The 16,578-nt window shown below is 37.7% G+C and carries 19 protein-coding genes; 10 read left to right on the forward strand and 9 right to left on the reverse strand.

Annotation, left to right across the window (positions count from 1 at the left end):
* Positions 1-11: 11 nt before the first annotated feature.
* The 3 genes from ccpC to AC4NPH_RS08425 all read right to left on the reverse strand — a co-directional run bounded on the left by ccpC (position 12) and on the right by AC4NPH_RS08425 (position 2,064).
* Complete coding sequence (gene ccpC / locus AC4NPH_RS08415) at positions 12-890, reverse strand: transcriptional regulator CcpC (RefSeq protein WP_013056037.1); 879 nt, start codon at positions 888-890, stop codon at positions 12-14.
* Between the two features lie 99 nt (positions 891-989).
* Positions 990-1,445 (reverse strand): cyclic-di-AMP-binding protein CbpB, encoded by a 456-nt coding sequence (gene cbpB, locus AC4NPH_RS08420; protein WP_013056036.1) that lies wholly within the window; start codon positions 1,443-1,445, stop codon positions 990-992.
* A gap of 382 nt (positions 1,446-1,827) precedes the next feature.
* The gene (locus tag AC4NPH_RS08425; protein WP_013056035.1) at positions 1,828-2,064 is read right to left on the reverse strand and encodes a YkuJ family protein; all 237 of its coding nucleotides are present in this window, start codon (positions 2,062-2,064) and stop codon (positions 1,828-1,830) included.
* A gap of 280 nt (positions 2,065-2,344) precedes the next feature.
* Between AC4NPH_RS08425 and AC4NPH_RS08430 the strand changes: the two genes are divergently transcribed.
* Entirely contained in the window at positions 2,345-2,581 is a 237-nt protein-coding gene (locus tag AC4NPH_RS08430; RefSeq protein ID WP_013056034.1) for a glutaredoxin domain-containing protein, read from the forward strand.
* A gap of 41 nt (positions 2,582-2,622) precedes the next feature.
* Here AC4NPH_RS08430 and AC4NPH_RS08435 read toward each other — a convergent pair whose 3' ends face one another.
* The 3 genes from AC4NPH_RS08435 to fadH form a co-directional block, all read right to left on the reverse strand.
* Positions 2,623-3,096, reverse strand: a complete 474-nt coding sequence (locus AC4NPH_RS08435; protein ID WP_013056033.1) for a DUF3993 domain-containing protein — start codon at positions 3,094-3,096, stop codon at positions 2,623-2,625.
* A 156-nt stretch (positions 3,097-3,252) separates the two neighbouring features.
* Positions 3,253-4,464, reverse strand: a complete 1,212-nt coding sequence (locus AC4NPH_RS08440) for an EAL domain-containing protein (protein WP_013056032.1) — start codon at positions 4,462-4,464, stop codon at positions 3,253-3,255.
* A gap of 105 nt (positions 4,465-4,569) precedes the next feature.
* On the reverse strand, positions 4,570-5,334 hold the full coding sequence (gene fadH, locus AC4NPH_RS08445) for a 2,4-dienoyl-CoA reductase (protein ID WP_013056031.1): 765 nt from the start codon (positions 5,332-5,334) through the stop codon (positions 4,570-4,572).
* Positions 5,335-5,505: 171 nt separating this feature from the next.
* Here fadH and AC4NPH_RS08450 point away from each other — a divergent pair, with 171 nt between their 5' ends.
* Together AC4NPH_RS08450 and AC4NPH_RS08455 are read left to right on the forward strand one after the other, a co-directional pair.
* Positions 5,506-6,372, forward strand: a complete 867-nt coding sequence (locus tag AC4NPH_RS08450; RefSeq protein ID WP_013056030.1) for a metallophosphoesterase — start codon at positions 5,506-5,508, stop codon at positions 6,370-6,372.
* Between the two features lie 145 nt (positions 6,373-6,517).
* Positions 6,518-6,856 (forward strand): hypothetical protein, encoded by a 339-nt coding sequence (locus tag AC4NPH_RS08455; RefSeq protein ID WP_491938687.1) that lies wholly within the window; start codon positions 6,518-6,520, stop codon positions 6,854-6,856.
* A 39-nt stretch (positions 6,857-6,895) separates the two neighbouring features.
* On the opposite strand, the gene AC4NPH_RS08460 is transcribed toward AC4NPH_RS08455, so the two are convergent.
* Positions 6,896-9,019: an RNA degradosome polyphosphate kinase gene (locus tag AC4NPH_RS08460; protein ID WP_097813229.1), complete on the reverse strand. Its 2,124-nt coding sequence runs from the start codon at positions 9,017-9,019 to the stop codon at positions 6,896-6,898.
* 73 nt (positions 9,020-9,092) lie between these two features.
* A complete protein-coding gene (locus tag AC4NPH_RS08465; RefSeq protein ID WP_098886403.1) occupies positions 9,093-10,619 on the reverse strand; it encodes a Ppx/GppA family phosphatase in 1,527 nt (508 codons plus the stop codon).
* A 109-nt stretch (positions 10,620-10,728) separates the two neighbouring features.
* On the opposite strand from AC4NPH_RS08465, the gene AC4NPH_RS08470 reads away from it, so the two are divergent.
* Together AC4NPH_RS08470 and AC4NPH_RS08475 are read left to right on the forward strand one after the other, a co-directional pair.
* The gene (locus AC4NPH_RS08470) at positions 10,729-11,241 is read left to right on the forward strand and encodes a L,D-transpeptidase family protein (RefSeq protein ID WP_013056026.1); all 513 of its coding nucleotides are present in this window, start codon (positions 10,729-10,731) and stop codon (positions 11,239-11,241) included.
* 255 nt (positions 11,242-11,496) lie between these two features.
* Positions 11,497-11,964, forward strand: a complete 468-nt coding sequence (locus AC4NPH_RS08475; RefSeq protein WP_013056025.1) for a YkyB family protein — start codon at positions 11,497-11,499, stop codon at positions 11,962-11,964.
* A 49-nt stretch (positions 11,965-12,013) separates the two neighbouring features.
* On the opposite strand, the gene AC4NPH_RS08480 is transcribed toward AC4NPH_RS08475, so the two are convergent.
* Complete coding sequence (locus AC4NPH_RS08480) at positions 12,014-12,919, reverse strand: chemotaxis protein (RefSeq protein ID WP_013056024.1); 906 nt, start codon at positions 12,917-12,919, stop codon at positions 12,014-12,016.
* Positions 12,920-13,215: 296 nt separating this feature from the next.
* Here AC4NPH_RS08480 and AC4NPH_RS08485 point away from each other — a divergent pair, with 296 nt between their 5' ends.
* From AC4NPH_RS08485 to AC4NPH_RS08505, 5 genes are all read left to right on the forward strand, one after another.
* On the forward strand, positions 13,216-13,815 hold the full coding sequence (locus AC4NPH_RS08485; RefSeq protein ID WP_029325105.1) for a TetR/AcrR family transcriptional regulator: 600 nt from the start codon (positions 13,216-13,218) through the stop codon (positions 13,813-13,815).
* Positions 13,816-13,928: 113 nt separating this feature from the next.
* Positions 13,929-14,123 carry a hypothetical protein gene (locus tag AC4NPH_RS08490; protein ID WP_013056022.1) on the forward strand — a complete coding sequence of 65 codons (195 nt, stop codon included), beginning with the start codon at positions 13,929-13,931 and terminating at the stop codon, positions 14,121-14,123.
* 204 nt (positions 14,124-14,327) lie between these two features.
* Positions 14,328-14,549 carry an IDEAL domain-containing protein gene (locus AC4NPH_RS08495; protein WP_013056021.1) on the forward strand — a complete coding sequence of 74 codons (222 nt, stop codon included), beginning with the start codon at positions 14,328-14,330 and terminating at the stop codon, positions 14,547-14,549.
* Between the two features lie 96 nt (positions 14,550-14,645).
* On the forward strand, positions 14,646-15,809 hold the full coding sequence (locus AC4NPH_RS08500) for an aminotransferase A (protein ID WP_063670963.1): 1,164 nt from the start codon (positions 14,646-14,648) through the stop codon (positions 15,807-15,809).
* Positions 15,810-15,961: 152 nt separating this feature from the next.
* Positions 15,962-16,573 (forward strand): nitroreductase family protein, encoded by a 612-nt coding sequence (locus tag AC4NPH_RS08505; RefSeq protein WP_013056019.1) that lies wholly within the window; start codon positions 15,962-15,964, stop codon positions 16,571-16,573.
* Positions 16,574-16,578: the final 5 nt, after the last annotated feature.

A 16,578-nucleotide genomic window follows, 5' to 3' on the forward strand; every position in this document is an offset into this window, starting at 1 on the left:
CTAGGCTCGCTTTAGACCGTTTCTCTTACATATTCACGTACAATATCAACAAATGCTCGAACTTGCTTCAGTTTAAACGCTGATTCATATCCAACTAAAGAAGTGTCTCGAGTAATTGGCTCTCCATTTGCTTTTAGAAGCGGCGTCCGGTGAATATGGCTTCCAGCTTCTTTAATAGCAATCGATGGTAAAATAGCGAAGCCAAGACCATTTAAAGCCATTTGCTTACACGTCTCAATCTGATCCACTACAATCGTACGCTTCGGTGTAGTATGAAACTCTCGATGCCACCATTCTAAAATTTCTTGATAATACGTTGAGTCACTTTTAAATTGAATAAATGGTCGATGAGTATTTACTACTTCCGCTGCCCTTTCAATTTCTGAATCAACTAGGTAAAGAGGATCTGTAAACAAATGTTCTTTGACACCTTTCCAATCCGGATTTCCGCGTATGATTCCAATATGTACCTCATCTTCGTACAGATAGCGAAGCATTTCACTGCTCCAGCCGGTTACAAGAGAGATTTTAGCATGTGGGTAACGATCCATATAGCGTTTTAAAACCGCCGGCAGCCAGTGCTGTCCAATAATCGAAGCCACCGCTAATTTGAGTGTACCATATACTTCATTATCTAAATGATGCAGGTCCTCACGAACCCGATCTTCTTTTTCTACCACTTCTTTTGCAAATTGAACAATCTTTTCTCCAGCAGGCGTTAATGACAGTCCTTTTTGCGAACGAATGAAGATTTGTGTATCCCATGCTTTTTCAATGGTTTGCAGCCTCTGTGATAAAGCTGGTTGCGATACAAATAATCTCTCTGCAGCTTTTCTCATATTTAATTCTTGAGCTAATACAACGAGCATTCGACATTCTATTAATTGCATTCAGTTATTCCTTTCAAGCCTCTTTTTACTTTCATTTTACCTTTATCATATAAGAAAAAAACGGAGAAAGATAGGCTGAAACACGATTTCTTAAAAAAATTATTGAAATGACTCTTTCGGGAGAATGATGGACTGCCTTCTTAATGACTTTAACAAATTTCTTCGTGTTAAAATCCCTTCAAAAATGCCATCTTCATTCTCTACGCACAAAAAAGGATGGTTAATCATGGCATTTATGACTTTTAATACGGATTTTTTCATGGAGACACGAGGAACATTTTGATTCATAACTTCTTCTACTTTCATGGTTTCTAATCGTTCAAATTCAATGCGCTTTAATCCTAAAATCGAATCTAAAATAAGCGTCATGCTCACGAACCCCTGCAGCTGAAACCTTGGATTTAATACGGGAATGGACGTATAGCCAGTCTTTGTTAACACAAGCAAAGCATGTTCTAAATTATTTCCCACTTGAACATGAGCAACTTTATCAGAAGTGACAAGCAAATCTCGAAGTTCAATTTGATTTAACTGATTGTGATCAATATCAATCATTTATACATTCTCCTTCCATTTCTCATAACTTCCACGTGTGTAAAGAGAAAAAGAACAAGCTACAAAATGAAAATAGCTTGCTTACGTAAATGCGAACTTTTAAGAGCGAATAGAAGCAGACACACTCGATGTTCTCCCTTATATGTTAAGTCTAGATTTTTTTAAAACAAGTGTCAACGAAAGTTCATAATTATCTGAATTTTTTATTTTGATTTTTTTACAGCATTCGACCCGTTCCTTCCATTTATCAGAAAATCCGCTATGACTTTGTCGATATTTCTCGGGAAAATAGGGCAGAAGCCACCGCAAAAACTTCATACGCAGTAACAAAAAAATACCGCAAAGTATAAAATCCTTTGCGGCATTCGTTTTGCTTTATCCCTTAATGAATAAGTTCAAAAATTTCAATTGCAATCATATCAACGTTATCAAATTGATAAACAGCTGGCTTTTCACCATCTTGATATACTTCAAGTTCGTATGTTTCAGTTTTTGCATGATATTTCACGCTGCAAATTCTTTTTCCCTCTACTTCGAAGAAGCGTTGTGGCGCTTCACTTCCACTTGCTTGCTCACGGAGATTCACAAGACGAGTTAAAATACCTTGTAATTGTGACATATAATCTCTCCTTTCACCTATTACATCATTACGCATTCGACTTTTCTACAATATCAATTCAAATAAATACTTTATCTAAACTAATACTTAAAAGACACCATTTCACTATATGCCACATACTAAAAAAACACAAGTACTTTACGTGATTTTTCATAAGAAAATGCCTTATTATAGCGATATATGTCGTTTTTTATTATAATAACATAGCGATATACTATGTATCATACAAAACTTCATTCTACTTTAACACCATTCATTTTAATATAGGGAGGTGCTTTCATTGAGATCTATAGAGTTGTACACACAACCAGCTTGCCCACCTTGCGAAATTGTTAAACAGTTTTTACAGCATCATCACGTTTCCTATAAAGAATTTGACGTATCTAAAGATGCTTCTGCTCGAAAACGAATGACTACTGAGTTAGAGTCTTATTCCACTCCGACCATTCGTGTTGACCAGGAAATTATCAGAGGATTTGACCTTCAAGCGCTTGAGAAGCTTCTTAACATCGGGTAACAGAAACACTCAAAATAAGCTTTCCTCGGCTATTTTGAGTGTTACTTACTATATATAAACTTTTGCACTTTCCATTTCCCCTGTTCTTTTACTAACGTGATCATTTCATAATGATCTTGGTATTTTACCCGTTCATTATGCACAGCTGGAAAAAATTGATAGACATAAGCTTTGTTTTGGTCGGAATGAAGAGCTACCTTCGTCTGTTCATCAAAAGAAAAGAAAGGGATGTAGTGTGTTAAATATTCAGGTCCCTCTCCAACATACCCTTGAGCTTTTTGTAAGAGAGCCTCATTAAAAAACACAGATGCATACTCATCATCTAAAAACAATTTCAGCTCACGAACAACAGCGTCTTGATTAGTATGGGCAGACGCAGCTCTTAGCTGAGCCTGATAAGCGTCCTGCAAATTTATAAAGATTTCATGCCTAATCTCTCCTGATACTTCTGCATGAACAGATTTTCCTGAGTACAAGACAATCAGCAAAAAGACAAGTAAGCATATTTTCTTCAAATTAAATCAGCTCCTTAACTTCTTTTTTATTAGAATTCCGAAATTTTCTCTGCCTATGCATATCTCTATAACCGACTGTCGTTCTCCTCTAAAAAAACATAAAAAACCGGCAACCACTTTTGCGGGTTGCCGGTTTAACTTCAACTTATTTATTCTCTACAAAACGTCTCTTTCGTATAAAAAAGAATATGAAATATCAAGGAATATATAGTGCATATTATCAATCGGATACGAAAAAGTTCGGATATTCTCACCTGTTTCAATATCATTATACAAATCTGATAATATGCCTTTTTTTTCATAGCTCATTCGAATAATATTCTCAAGAAAATATGGGCGCCAGCTCCAATTTTTCTTTACATATTCAGGTTCAAGAATCCAATCCTCGTTTTTCTTTACATAGTTAGAAGACTTTTGAAATCCATTTTCATCGCAGATGTAAAGGCGAAAACACACGTTGGATAGTTCTTCTGCAATAACAGGCAGCATATCGTCATACGTTTCTAGCTTTCTGCACTTTGTCATTACCTGCTGCATTTTATCTTGAAAGCGTTCTGTCAGCTGGTAAACAGCAAGCAGCTTTTTCTTTTCGTGAGCGATATACATTTCAAAACGTTCCTTTAGTTTATCCTTTAAGATGTTCGGATCGACAAGTTCAGCAGCCGGCTTATGTAAATAATAACCTTGAAAATATCTGCCTCCGTTTCTCCATGCATATTGCAGCTGATAGGAGGCTTCTATATCTTCGTATAGAAGCGTAGCACCCATTTTTCTTGCTAACAGAGATAAAGAATACAATACGTCTTGATACGACTGCGCCATGTCCGTTTGTCTCAGAATATGTAAATCTACTTTTAAGATATCTGGTGAAAGCAACCCAATCCTGTCTAGATTACTACTTTCTTTTCCTATATTATCAATTGCAATCTTAATACCATATGTTTGATAATACTTTAGTAAGTGTTGAAGTGATTCCAAATCTCCACTAAAATTGTGTTCTGTAATTTCGAGAACAATTCGATCAAGAGATAATCCTTTATTTTCGAAAAGTTGCAATAATTCTAGCAAGGATTCTCCATGATCGTTCATTAATAAATTAGGGTTCTGATTAATAAAAATTAAAAATTGTTCTTCCTGGGTCAACATATGCTCGAGCGCTTGTGTTAAAACAGCATAATCAACTTCTATGCGATATTCATCCGGAATCGCATCATCATGAAAGAATGGGCCGAGACTTTCAATTTCCCCTTCATTTTGAAACCTGGCCAACACTTCATAGCCAATTACTCTATGTCCATCTGCACTAAAAATTGCTTGATAATACGGAAGAGTTTTCTCTATGTTTGTTAATACATCTAACGGGTCCACTCAACTCTCCCCTCTCCTTGTTCACTTTACGTTAGTATAATACGAATAGCATAATTTTGCTAGTCCTTCTCAGTTTGCTTTGTACTTTTTAGTGCGTACCCACCTTTAAAAAGGATGCTGATTTAGCCACTGTCCCCCGTCCATTGTAATGCATTCCCCATTGATATAAGACGCTTCATCGGAGAATAAGAAACTGGCTAATCCTGCTATTTCCTCAGGAGTTCCAAGGCGTCCTAATGGTACAGAATCTAATGTACGCGCTTTCATTTTTTCTGACTCAAATAATTTATCAGCTCCTCCTGTTCGCTCGATCGGTCCTGGCGCAATCGCATTCACCCGTATACCATATTTCTTCCCCCACTCTACTGCAAGCGTGCGCGTCATGGTTAAAACTCCTGACTTGGCACAAGCTGAATGAATAACGCCTGCTCCTGCGTTCCAGGCGTATGTAGCCACAATGTTTGTAATGACCCCTTTTGTACCTTTATCGATCCAATATTTCCCTACTGCGGAACTGCAATAAAATGTACCATTTAATACGATATTAATTACGCTGTTCCATCCGTTAATGGATAAGTCTTCAGCTGCACATATAAAATTGCCTGCAGCATTATTAACTAAAAAATCAATTTGTCCAAATGCCTTGTCTGTTTCTTGAACCATACGTTCCACATCTTCTGGATTGCGTACATCCATTACCACTGAAAGTACCTGTCCATCAAACGTTTTAATTTCATTTTCTGTCTCTTGTAATCGATCGGCTGATCTACCTGTGATTACCACATGAGCACCTTGTTCTGCAAATCGCTTCGCCATATGTTTTCCCATTCCACTTGAACCGCCAGTAACAATTACGACCTTGTTCTTCAATTTATCTTCCTCCCCAAAATATAAGTGTTTTACAACTATCATTTTACTATTTTTTCTGAATAAAGTGAAACTTTTATCTATTTAACTTAAAAGCAGACTTCTCGTTGTGATGATAAAAAAAACAATGCTATAATGAAAACTTGAAAACTATAAGGAATAGGTTGATTTTGCATGAAAAAGACGTATACAAGACGATCTTTTTTGAAAGGACTAGCGTCTATTTCGTTAGGGTCTTTGCTCACCACGTCTTTTGGGTATACATATGCCAAATATATTGAGCCTAGACGTCTGCAAATTGTTCGTCATACAATTACTTCTAAAAACATTCCGAAAAGCTTTAACGGAATAAAAATTTTACAATTTAGTGATATTCACCTTGGACTCTCTTACGATTTATTACAACTAGAACAGCTTATGGTGACCATAAATAATTTGAAGCCTAATATTATATTATTTACCGGAGATTTAATGGATGTACCTAATGAATACCCGCATCCAGAAAGAATCCCCCCAATTTTACAGAGGCTTCAGGCTCCTCTTGGAAAATACGCAATATATGGAAACCATGATCATGGAGGGTATGGAACAAATATCTACAAACAAGCCATTGAAGACGCAGGATTTAGACTTCTAGTAAATGAAGTTGATACGGTTTCCATGCCTGATAAAAGCTACATTCATATTTGTGGACTCGATGATATTATGCTTGGGAATCCACAATATGAGGGAACGCTAGGGCAATTACAGCCGAATATCTTTTCTATTGCTATGATTCATGAACCTGATGTTGCTGTCAAAGCAGCTCCTTTTCCAGTAGATCTTCAGCTCTCCGGCCATAGTCATGGAGGCCAAATTCAAATTCCTTTTTACGGTCCTTTGATTACACCGCCCTTTGGGACGGTTTACCCTGAAGGAATGTACGAAGTTGGAGATTCTAAAATGAAGCTTTATGTGAACAGAGGCTTAGGAACCACTCGCATTCCTTTTCGTTTTTTAGCTACGCCTGAAATTACGCTTTTCACCTTGCAAAAAACATAAAAACGCCCTTACGGGGCGTTTTTATGTTTTTTGTCTTTTTTTAGCTGATCATGACCGCCTAATTCCAGTCTTAAAGAAATAAACCAGGCTCAAAAGCTTCCGTTCAGCCATACACTACAAAGACAACTGACAAGGAGGTTAAATTATGTACTATCAATATCCCTATACAGGATATCGTAATATTCCAAATGGTGACGAGCGCTTTTTTGGATTTCCTTTTGTTGCTGGCTTAGCTGGTGGGCTGCTTGGAGGACTAGCTGTTGGCGGTTTTGGAGGCAGACCTGGGTGCTGTCCACCACCTTATCCTTATCCAGTTCCGTTTTATGGCGGTGGATTTCCTGGAGGAGGCTACCCTGGTGCCGGCTATGGAGGCGTTGGATTTCCTGGAGGAGGCTACCCTGGTGCCGGTTATGGAGGCGGTGCTCCTGTTTATAACACATACTACGGACCTGGATACGGTCCTGGTGGTCCCATTCCTAGATAATAACATGACTAAAAAGCCGAGCACTCGGCTTTTTTTATGTTATTCTTGGTCGTCGCAAAGAGCATATTGACAAAAGATCTCTTGACTGTTAATAGAGAGCTCATGTTCTTTTTTTATGACGTAATGATAATTCCCTTCTTGATCTTGTTCTCGTGCTTTTACATTATCAGCAAGCATAACTTCAAGCCACTTCCACACTTTTTTTTTCAAATGTGTATCCAAGATAGGAAATAAAATTTCTACTCGTTTCACCATATTTCTTGTCATCATATCTGCAGATGACAAGAAAAACTTTTCCTGTTTATTATGATGAAAATAATAGATTCGGCTATGCTCTAAAAATCGTCCGACAATGCTTCTTACCCTTATATTCTCGCTAACGCCTTGAATTTGAGGGCGCAAGCAGCACGTTCCTCTAACAATGAGTTCGATTGTCACACCAGCTATAGAAGCTTCATATAGCTTCATAATTAAAATTTTATCCGTCAATGAGTTCATTTTCCCAATGATTCTTCCATTGCCATACCGTCTGTGATAATGGATTTCCTTATCAATGAGATGCAAAAAATCATTTCTTATATCAAATGGTGCAACGGATAAATGATGATATACTGGTTTTTGCGTATAGCCACTTAAGTAATTAAAAAAATTGGCCGCATCTATCCCGATGTTTCGATTGACAGTAAAAAGACTTATATCCGTATAGATCTTTGCCGTCGCATCGTTGTAATTCCCAGTACCAAGATGAACAAACCGTTTAATATGCTCTCCTTCTCTTCTCACCACGAGCGTAATTTTACCATGCGTTTTTAAATGAGTCATTCCATATATCACGTGGCACCCTGCCCGCTCTAGCTCTTTAGCCCATTGCACATTATTCTCTTCATCAAACCTCGCTTTTAGTTCAACTAGTACTGTCACTTGTTTACCTTTTGAAGCCGCTCGTTTTAATGCTTTAATAACGGGAGAATCTCCGCTTACCCTGTATAACGTTTGCTTAATAGCGAGCACATTTTCATCGTCTGCTGCACCGTTAACAAAATCAAGTACCGGCTTAAACGATTCATAAGGATGGTGAAGCAAAATATCTCTTTGAATCATTTGGTCGAAAACATTTTGATCCGGATGTAACTCTGTTGTAAGCTTAGGAATAAAGGCTTTGTCAGCCAACTCTTCATGCGTAGATTTAAGTAATCTATAAAACGAAAATAAACTGGTTAAATCCAGCTGTCCTTCGATCTCATACACATCTTCATCGTCAATTTCAAGTACTGACTTTAAATACGCTAGTACACCCTGATCATATGGACTCTTAATCTCAAGCCGAACAGCCGCTCCCCATTTTCGCTTCTGTAACTCTTCTTCAATTTCTTTTAGTAAATCTTGAGCGTCTTCTTCGTGAATAGTCATATCTGCGTTGCGGGTAATTCGAAATTGAGAAACGGATGAAACGCGGTATCCCTTAAACAACTTTTTAATAAAATAGGCAATTACATCCTCTAGCGATACAAATAGACGGGTAGAATCTGACGTGGCTATTTCAATGTAGCGCGTTAGCACCGAAGGTACTTGAACGATAGCTAGTCTTTCTTTTATCTCGGCAATTTGCTGCTCATCATTTAAATTTTCTGAAAGGACGACTACTAAGTTCAAGCTTTTATTCATCAACATAGGAAACGGCCGGTAGGTATCAATAGCCATAGGAGTTAATACGGGAAAGATTTGCTCGTCAAAATACTGTTCAAGCTTATCTAGATTTGATTTCTCCAGCTTTTCAACCGTAATGATTTCCACGCCGTATTTCTGTAATTCGGGAAGAAGTGTATGAATATACGTATTATCCTGCTGCTTGACTAGATCGTGGTTTTGTTTGGAGATAGAAAATAGCTGCTGTTTAGGAGTTAAGCCTGCTTTGTTTTCAGGTTTGCTAAATCCAGCTTTCACTTGATCTTTTAATCCGGCTACCCGAATCATAAAAAACTCATCCAGATTTGAACTGAAAATTCCTAGAAATTTAAACCGCTCAAGCAAAAGGTTTTTCGTATCTACTGCTTCTTCCAGCACCCGCTTGTTAAAAGCCAGCCAGCTCAATTCACGATTATTGTAATAAGCTGAATCAGCCACTTGTATGGTTTGCTTATAAGTGCGATTACTTTCTAACATTAGCCTCACCTTCCAGGATAAGGGATTTAATCTAGTTAGCTATACTGAATATTCTAACCGATCCAGCGTTATTCTAAAGCTTAGTAAATTCAAGAACAATATTTTTTTTCACTACTTTTTCTAGATGCTTTTTCTGTTTTTCAGCCTGATATTGTTCAGGACGAAAGGTTTTTGTACATAATAGTTTAATCGTAACTGTGTTTTCATCGCTTTTCATGTCAATATGTTGAACAACATTTCGCTTTGTTGCATGTAAACCGTCAGCTATTTTTAAAACCGCACCGAGCAGCTGGACTTTTTTTTGTTCTTCTTTTGTTAACCACTTTTTAAAAGGAGCAACATATTGCCTAAAAGAAGACTTCCCTTTATATGAAGAAACAAGTGCCAGCTTTAAACGTTCTCTATGTGAAATTCCATCGATTGTACGATTAGCAAGCACATAAAACGTATGCTGGCTGCTTGATTCCGCATCAATATACTTTCCTATATCATACACTTGCGCAGCTTTTATAAGAAGCGCTAAGTCATCCTCTTTTAAATCAACCGGTCCCTGCTCCCTAAGATGCTGAAACATCATAATAGCTATGCGCGTAAGCTGTTTGACATAATCTTTATTTACTTCAAACTCTTCCATTATTTCTTGAAAACTTTGCTGTATGACATCGGGGTACATTGGCTGGATATTAGCATCAGAAGCCTCCTTAAATAACACCCCTTCTCTTAAGCCTTTGCGGCTTAAGATGAAACGAGTCGCGTTGACTGTTTCATATAATGATTGAAATACTTCAATCGCTGGCAAAATTGTATCCGCACGATCTTTTGACAAGTGGTCTAGCTTTTGAAGATTGTGATAAGACAATGAGCCTATAGCAGATTTCACATGCAACATATCAGCTAAATTCATTTCATATTGATGCAGCCCCGCGAGAGGATAGTGGATAAAACCTTGATGCACTTGCACCATACTTCTTGCACTTCCTCCAATTGCTACAATCGGAACTTGGCGATTTAAAAGCCACGGGACAGTATGGAAATGCCGGATCACGAAATCGCGGATTTTTACTTTTTCTTCTGCAGTGGGAATATTGCCTTTGACGAACTGCAGACGCAGAGATAAGGCACCGAACGAAAAGCTGTGGTACTGCACTAACTCTCGATTGCGAAAATACGTAACTTCCGTACTTCCCCCACCAATGTCAATTGTAATGGCTTCTTCGATCGAAGTGGAATGAATAACGGCAACAAAGCCGTAATACGCTTCTTCATATTCAGACAATAGTTGAATAGAAAAGCCCGTTTCTTTTTTTACAAGCGCTAGAACTTCTTTTGCATTAGCTGCTTGACGGATGGTAGCTGTGGCCACACAGGTAACGTGCGGCAGCTGCTGATGCTTGGTAATAACTCCAAACGTTTCAAGCGTATCAAGCAAGGTACGTATTCCTTTAGCCGTTAACACTCCTTCTTTACTTAAATAATTTCGCAGCCGTGCAGCTACTTTCACGTTTTCAATTTGCTTAAACCCTCTGCCTTTTTTGTATTCATAAATAACAAGGCGTATCGTATTTGAACCTATATCAATCAGTCCATGTTTATAAGTCAATGTAATTTCAACACCTTTTTCAAAATAACTTTATGCTCACAAAAGTCACTTTTACTTTTTTCAATCGTATACTGTTACAACATAGTCATATATCAAAGGAGCGAAGTTAATGAGATATATAGTAAAGCGCGGTGAAACCTGGCAAAGCGTTTCAGGTGACTACCGGATTCCGGTTGAAGACCTGTGGATGGCTAATCCTTTTGTAAGCCATAGTACGCTGAAGCCTGGGCAAGTAATCATCATTCCAAACCTCCCTGATAAAGAGCTCATTCCTTACACGATCCACGTGTTTATTGCTGAAAAGCAGCTTGAATTACGAAGAAATAATATCATACAAAAAGTCTATCCCATTGCAGCAGGAAAAATGCTGAGCGCAACCCCTACTGGAGACTTTATTATCGTTAACCGGGAGCCAAACCCCGGGGGGCCTTTTGGCACAATGTGGCTAAGCTTGTCTAAAAAGTCATATGGCATTCACGGAACAAATGATCCAAGTTCTATTGGAAAAGCCGTATCCAAAGGATGCATTCGCATGTATAATGCCCAAGTAAATGAGCTAGCTAAAATTGTGCCAAATGGGACTGGTGTTTATATTCGACCTTCTCGACGAATGGCTCAATAGTTCGGGATTTACTAATCAATAATTGTTTAACTGTGGGAGCAGCATTTTTTTTAAAATAGAAAGTATGGCTTGCTGTTCCACTTTACTTGTATAAGGAAGCGCAACAAAACAAACCCTATACATAGGAAATTTCATTAATTACCAAAATACTTCTTCGTGTAATTATTTTCAAATGGGACAAGACACGCTATAATGAACGTATCAGCTTTCACCTTATAGGTTGAACAGCTGATATGATAGAAAGGGAGTGAACGTATGTCTCAAGCAAATGGACAAGGCTCTTTGACCCCGTCTGTATCTGAGATTGCACAAGCTATTTTCACTGTAAATCGTCACGCAAAAGCTGCTCCTGACCCTAAGCAGTTATATACGTTAAAGAAAATTGCATTAGATCAACTAATTTTAGAAGGAAAAGCAAAAAAAGAAGGACTTCACTTTTCGCCAAACCCTGGTAAAAGTCAACAAAAATCAGATGTACTTGTATCAGTTGGAGACTACTTTTTCCATATGCCTCCAAAGAAAGAAGACTTCAAAGAGTTATCACACCTCGGCCATTTAAACCATCAGTATCGAAATCCCAAAACGACTATGTCATTATCTTATGCGAAGCGCTTATTATCTAAATATACGGGTCATCTCGTACAGCCGGCTAAAAGCCCTGTTTCGACTCCAAGAAAACGGCAAGCACCTGTGTTTAAACCGCTGGGTAAAAGTTATTTTTAAAAAAAGTGCCTGAAGTGGAGCGATCTGCTTTCAGGCACTTTTTGTGATTCTACAAAATATAAAGATCGATCAACTCAACAAGCTCTCCGATTTCTGGCTTACTTACTTGTCCTTCCGCTCCTACCATCTTTCCCTTGTGACGTAAATCTTCTGTGATAAGAGAAGAGAAGATAATGACTGGAAGTACAGAAAGCTGAGGATTTTCTTTTACTTTTTTAGTTAAATGATGCCCATCCATTTGCGGCATTTCTATATCTGTAATAAGCAGCTGGACTTGATCACTGATTTCCACTCCTTCATCGATCACCGAGCTTAGATAGTTCCATGCTTCCTCACCGTTCTCAAAAAATTCCGTGTTCTCATAACCTGCTTGTGCAAGAGTATCTTCAATCATTCGGCGCAGCAGCGGCGAGTCTTCAGCCACGACAATCTTTTTATTAGAGCGTTCCCTAGCCCCTAGCTTTTTTATTTTCGACTGATTAATACCCGCATCAGGGTTCACGTCAGAAATCAACTTTTCAAAGTCTAACAGCAGAATCATTTGACCGTTTAATTTCACCACTCCAGTAATCTGTGTTTCCAAACCTTGATACAAATCTGAAGGCTTCTCAATTTCTTTCCAAGAAATACGGTGAATTTGCGTCACAGCATGGGTATGAAAGACAATTTTTTGCTGATTGAACTCTGTAACAATTAACTTATCTTTTTCCGGCGTATTTGAAGGTTCCATTTTTAACGCTTTTGCTATGTCAACAACAGGAAGTACTTCCCCTCTTAGCTCTGTAATACCTTCTATGTAAGAATGCGCATTTGGAACAGGTGTAATAGATACGGGATTAATAATCTCTCTAACTTTTACTACATTGATGCCAAACCAAACATTTCCTATTTCAAATTCGACAATTTCCAGTTCGTTTGTGCCACTTTCCAACAAAATTCCTTTATCTCGATTCATATACTTACTCCTCTCATCTCACCTGCTTATCTAATAGTCCATATTTCCTATTATAGTGACCGCCTCTTATATCCGTAAAGAAAAATTTTCTTATTTTGGTATCCTTTTTTCCTAAAACATATACATAAAATATTGTTTTACGAATTGACAGAATATTATATACTATATAAAAACATGAGCGTTGATCCCTTTCGTCTCATCCTCTGCTCAGTTTTTTACTTGCTCTACTTTACTTCTCTATACTAGCTTATGAACTTGAGTCAAACGACTACTCCTATTAAAACGAGGTGTAATTTATGAACAGAGGATTACAAAAAGAAGAAACAAAAAAACGCATCCAAAAGGCCGCTATTTCTTTATTCCAACAGCAGGGATATCAAAAAACGACTGTGTCTCAAATTACCCATGAAGCGGGTGTAGCAAAGGGTACATTTTTTAATTACTTCAAAACAAAAGAAGAAGTTCTTCACTACCTTGGAATTAATTTTACAAACCGTATCTCCTATAAATTAGAACAGCTCCTTCAAACAGAAGAATCAACTGCTTCTATTGTTAAACAACTGTTTTTATTACTAGCGCAATCAAACGAAGAAGCGAACCCTCACCTAATCCGTTCTTGGTTTCATATTGCTATTACCAACAGTTCCTTTCAACAATCTGAAATTCTTCAAATTGAAAAAATGCGCGCTCATTTTACAAAAGTTTTTCAAACAGGACAAGACCGAGGTGAACTTATAGTCGATATCCCTGCCGAAGAAATGGCTTCCATTGCTATACTTAATTTTTTTGGCACACTTCTCTACTGGTGTACCAACCACCCCGACTCTACTACCCTTCAAGAAAGAATAGACAAGTCGGTTACTCTTCTATTTAGAGGGTTTCTTATTCATTCCTAAAAGCCTGTTCACAAATTTTTAACAAGAAATCGAAGATAGCTGTGGACTCTACAGCCAAAACGGTTTATACTACACAAAGTGAATGAATAATCTTAAAAGAAGGTGTTCGTAATATGAAAGGCTCCGTCATTCTTTTTAATGACGATAATGAAATGACCATTATTGAAAACGTAGAAGAAGCTGTATATCAAGATATTAAAGAACAAGAAGGCTCTGATCACTGCGTTGTAACATTGGACGATCATGAAGTTGATTTTGGCTACGTTTCCCCCGTTTATTGGCGTGAAGGCCAAATACACACTGACTAATATACAAGACCTGCATATATATGCAGGTCTTTTTATGCGCTTATTATTTTGAATCTAGAATTGAACGTGAAGCGAGGAACCTCTGATTTCCTAACACATACCTTAGCACATTCGCAGCTAAAAAACAGGGTTAACAACTATATAGAAAGGGTACATTTCAAGTAATAGAAGCTGCGTTTTATTTTAAAAAAGGAGGTTTATGTTATGAGTTCTTATCGAAAAAATATGAATCACTATCCTCACTCATCTCAGTACACACCTTACCAACACTATTACGCGAAAGAAGCTGATCGTATTTTAACGACTATGAGTACAAACTTTAATAAACAGCATTTGAAATCTCTTATCGACGATGCGTTAGATAACAGAGATGAAGAACAATTTTATGAACTAACAACAGCTTATAATAAGCTGTATAATACCTAACTTAAAACCACTATTTGCAAAATGCGCAAATAGTGGTTTTTTACCTATTTTCATTGTGATAAAATGAGTTGAAAATACGCGGAAGGATTTGAAACTATGGAGCACTTAATCAATAAACGTGTCAAAGAAATTGAATTATCAGGAATACGTACATTTTATAATATGGTCTCACAATATCAAGATGTTTTATCCCTCACAATTGGACAACCTGACTTCTTAACACCACAGCATGTAAAAGAAGCGGCAAAATCTGCAATTGATGATAACCAAACTTCTTATACCCACAATGCTGGAACGATAGAACTGCGCGAGGCAGCAGCTCAATTTGTCAAAGAAAAATATGACTTGCACTATAACCCAGCTGATGAAGTGATTGTGACCATTGGAGCTAGTCAAGCAATTGATATTGCTCTTCGCACCATTTTAGAAGAAGACTCCGAAGTTATTTTACCTGGACCTGTTTACCCAGGATACGAACCGCTTATCCGGTTAAACGGCGCTAAACCTGTACATATTGATACAACCGAAACAGGATTTCGACTAACAGCGGATTTAATCCAACAACATTTGACGTCTAAAACAAGATGCGTCATCTTACCTTATCCGTCTAATCCTACAGGCGTGACGTTGTCACAGCAAGAATTAGAAGAAATTGCTGCTCTTTTAAGCAATAAAAATATTTTTGTACTATCTGATGAAATATACAGCGAGCTCGTTTTTGATAAAAAACATCAGTCCATTGCCTCCATTTCATCTATGAGAGAGAAAACAATTGTTATTAACGGAGTATCAAAGTCTCATTCCATGACAGGCTGGCGAATTGGCCTTTTATTTGCTCCTTCTTATTTAGCCAAACATATTTTAAAAGTTCATCAATACAACGTGAGCTGTGCTTCTTCTGTCTCTCAAGCAGCTGCACTCGAGGCACTGACAGCAGGCAAAAATGATGCGGTAGATATGAAAAAAGAATACGAACAAAGACTGAATTATGTTTATGACCGGCTAGTAAACATGGGATTTGACGTAGAAAAGCCGACGGGTGCTTTTTATATCTTCCCTTCTATTCAGAACTTCCACAGTAATTCATTTGATTTTGCCCTGGAGTTAGTAAAAGAAGCGGGTGTTGCACTAGTACCCGGCAGCGCTTTTTCTTACCACGGTGAAGGATATGTACGCCTGTCGTATGCGTATTCCATGAACACGCTGCGTGAAGCCTGTGATCGAATTGAAGCTTATCTTACCTCTCGTCAATCACGTTAAGTCGATGGTAAGAAGTGTATGCATTTTTTTGTGAGTGATAGCACATAAGAGCGGGTATACTAGAAGCATATAAATTGACTTCAATAGTGTATCATTATAAAATGTGCATCGATTCACTAAAGAAATACATACTTTTAACGGAGGTTTTTATTATGACAAAAGATTTTTTTGATGTGGTAAATGAACGTACATCGATTCGAGAATATGACTCTTCAGCTAAATTAAGCAAAGAAGAATTAACGGAACTTTTAGAGGCAACAGTGAAGTCACCATCAGCTTGGAACTTACAGCACTGGCATTTCGTTGTTATTACAGACCAAGATGCGAAAGAACGTCTACTTCCAATTGCTTACAACCAAAAACAAATTACAGAAGCAGGCGCTGTAGTAGCTGTCTTAGGTGATTTAGAAGCCAATAAAAATGTAGATGAGGTGTACAATCCACTAGTCGAAGCAGGTCACATGACAGAAGACGTAAAAAATATTTTGTCAGGACAAATTAACGGCGCTTATAAAAACGGTGCTTTTGCCCGGGATGCAGCGTTTACGAATGCTTCTCTTGCATCTATGACATTCATGCTTGCAGCAAAAGCAAAAGGATTAGACACTTGCTCAATGGGCGGATTTAACGCTCAAAAATTTGTAGAAGAATTCAAAATTGAGGATCGATACATTCCGGTTATGCTTATCTCAGTGGGAAAAGCGGCTAAAGAAGCTCACGCTAGCGATCGTTTACCATTAGATCAAGTTACAACTTGGATTTAACAAAA

The organism is Priestia sp. MDV22-iso46, assembly GCF_058629175.1.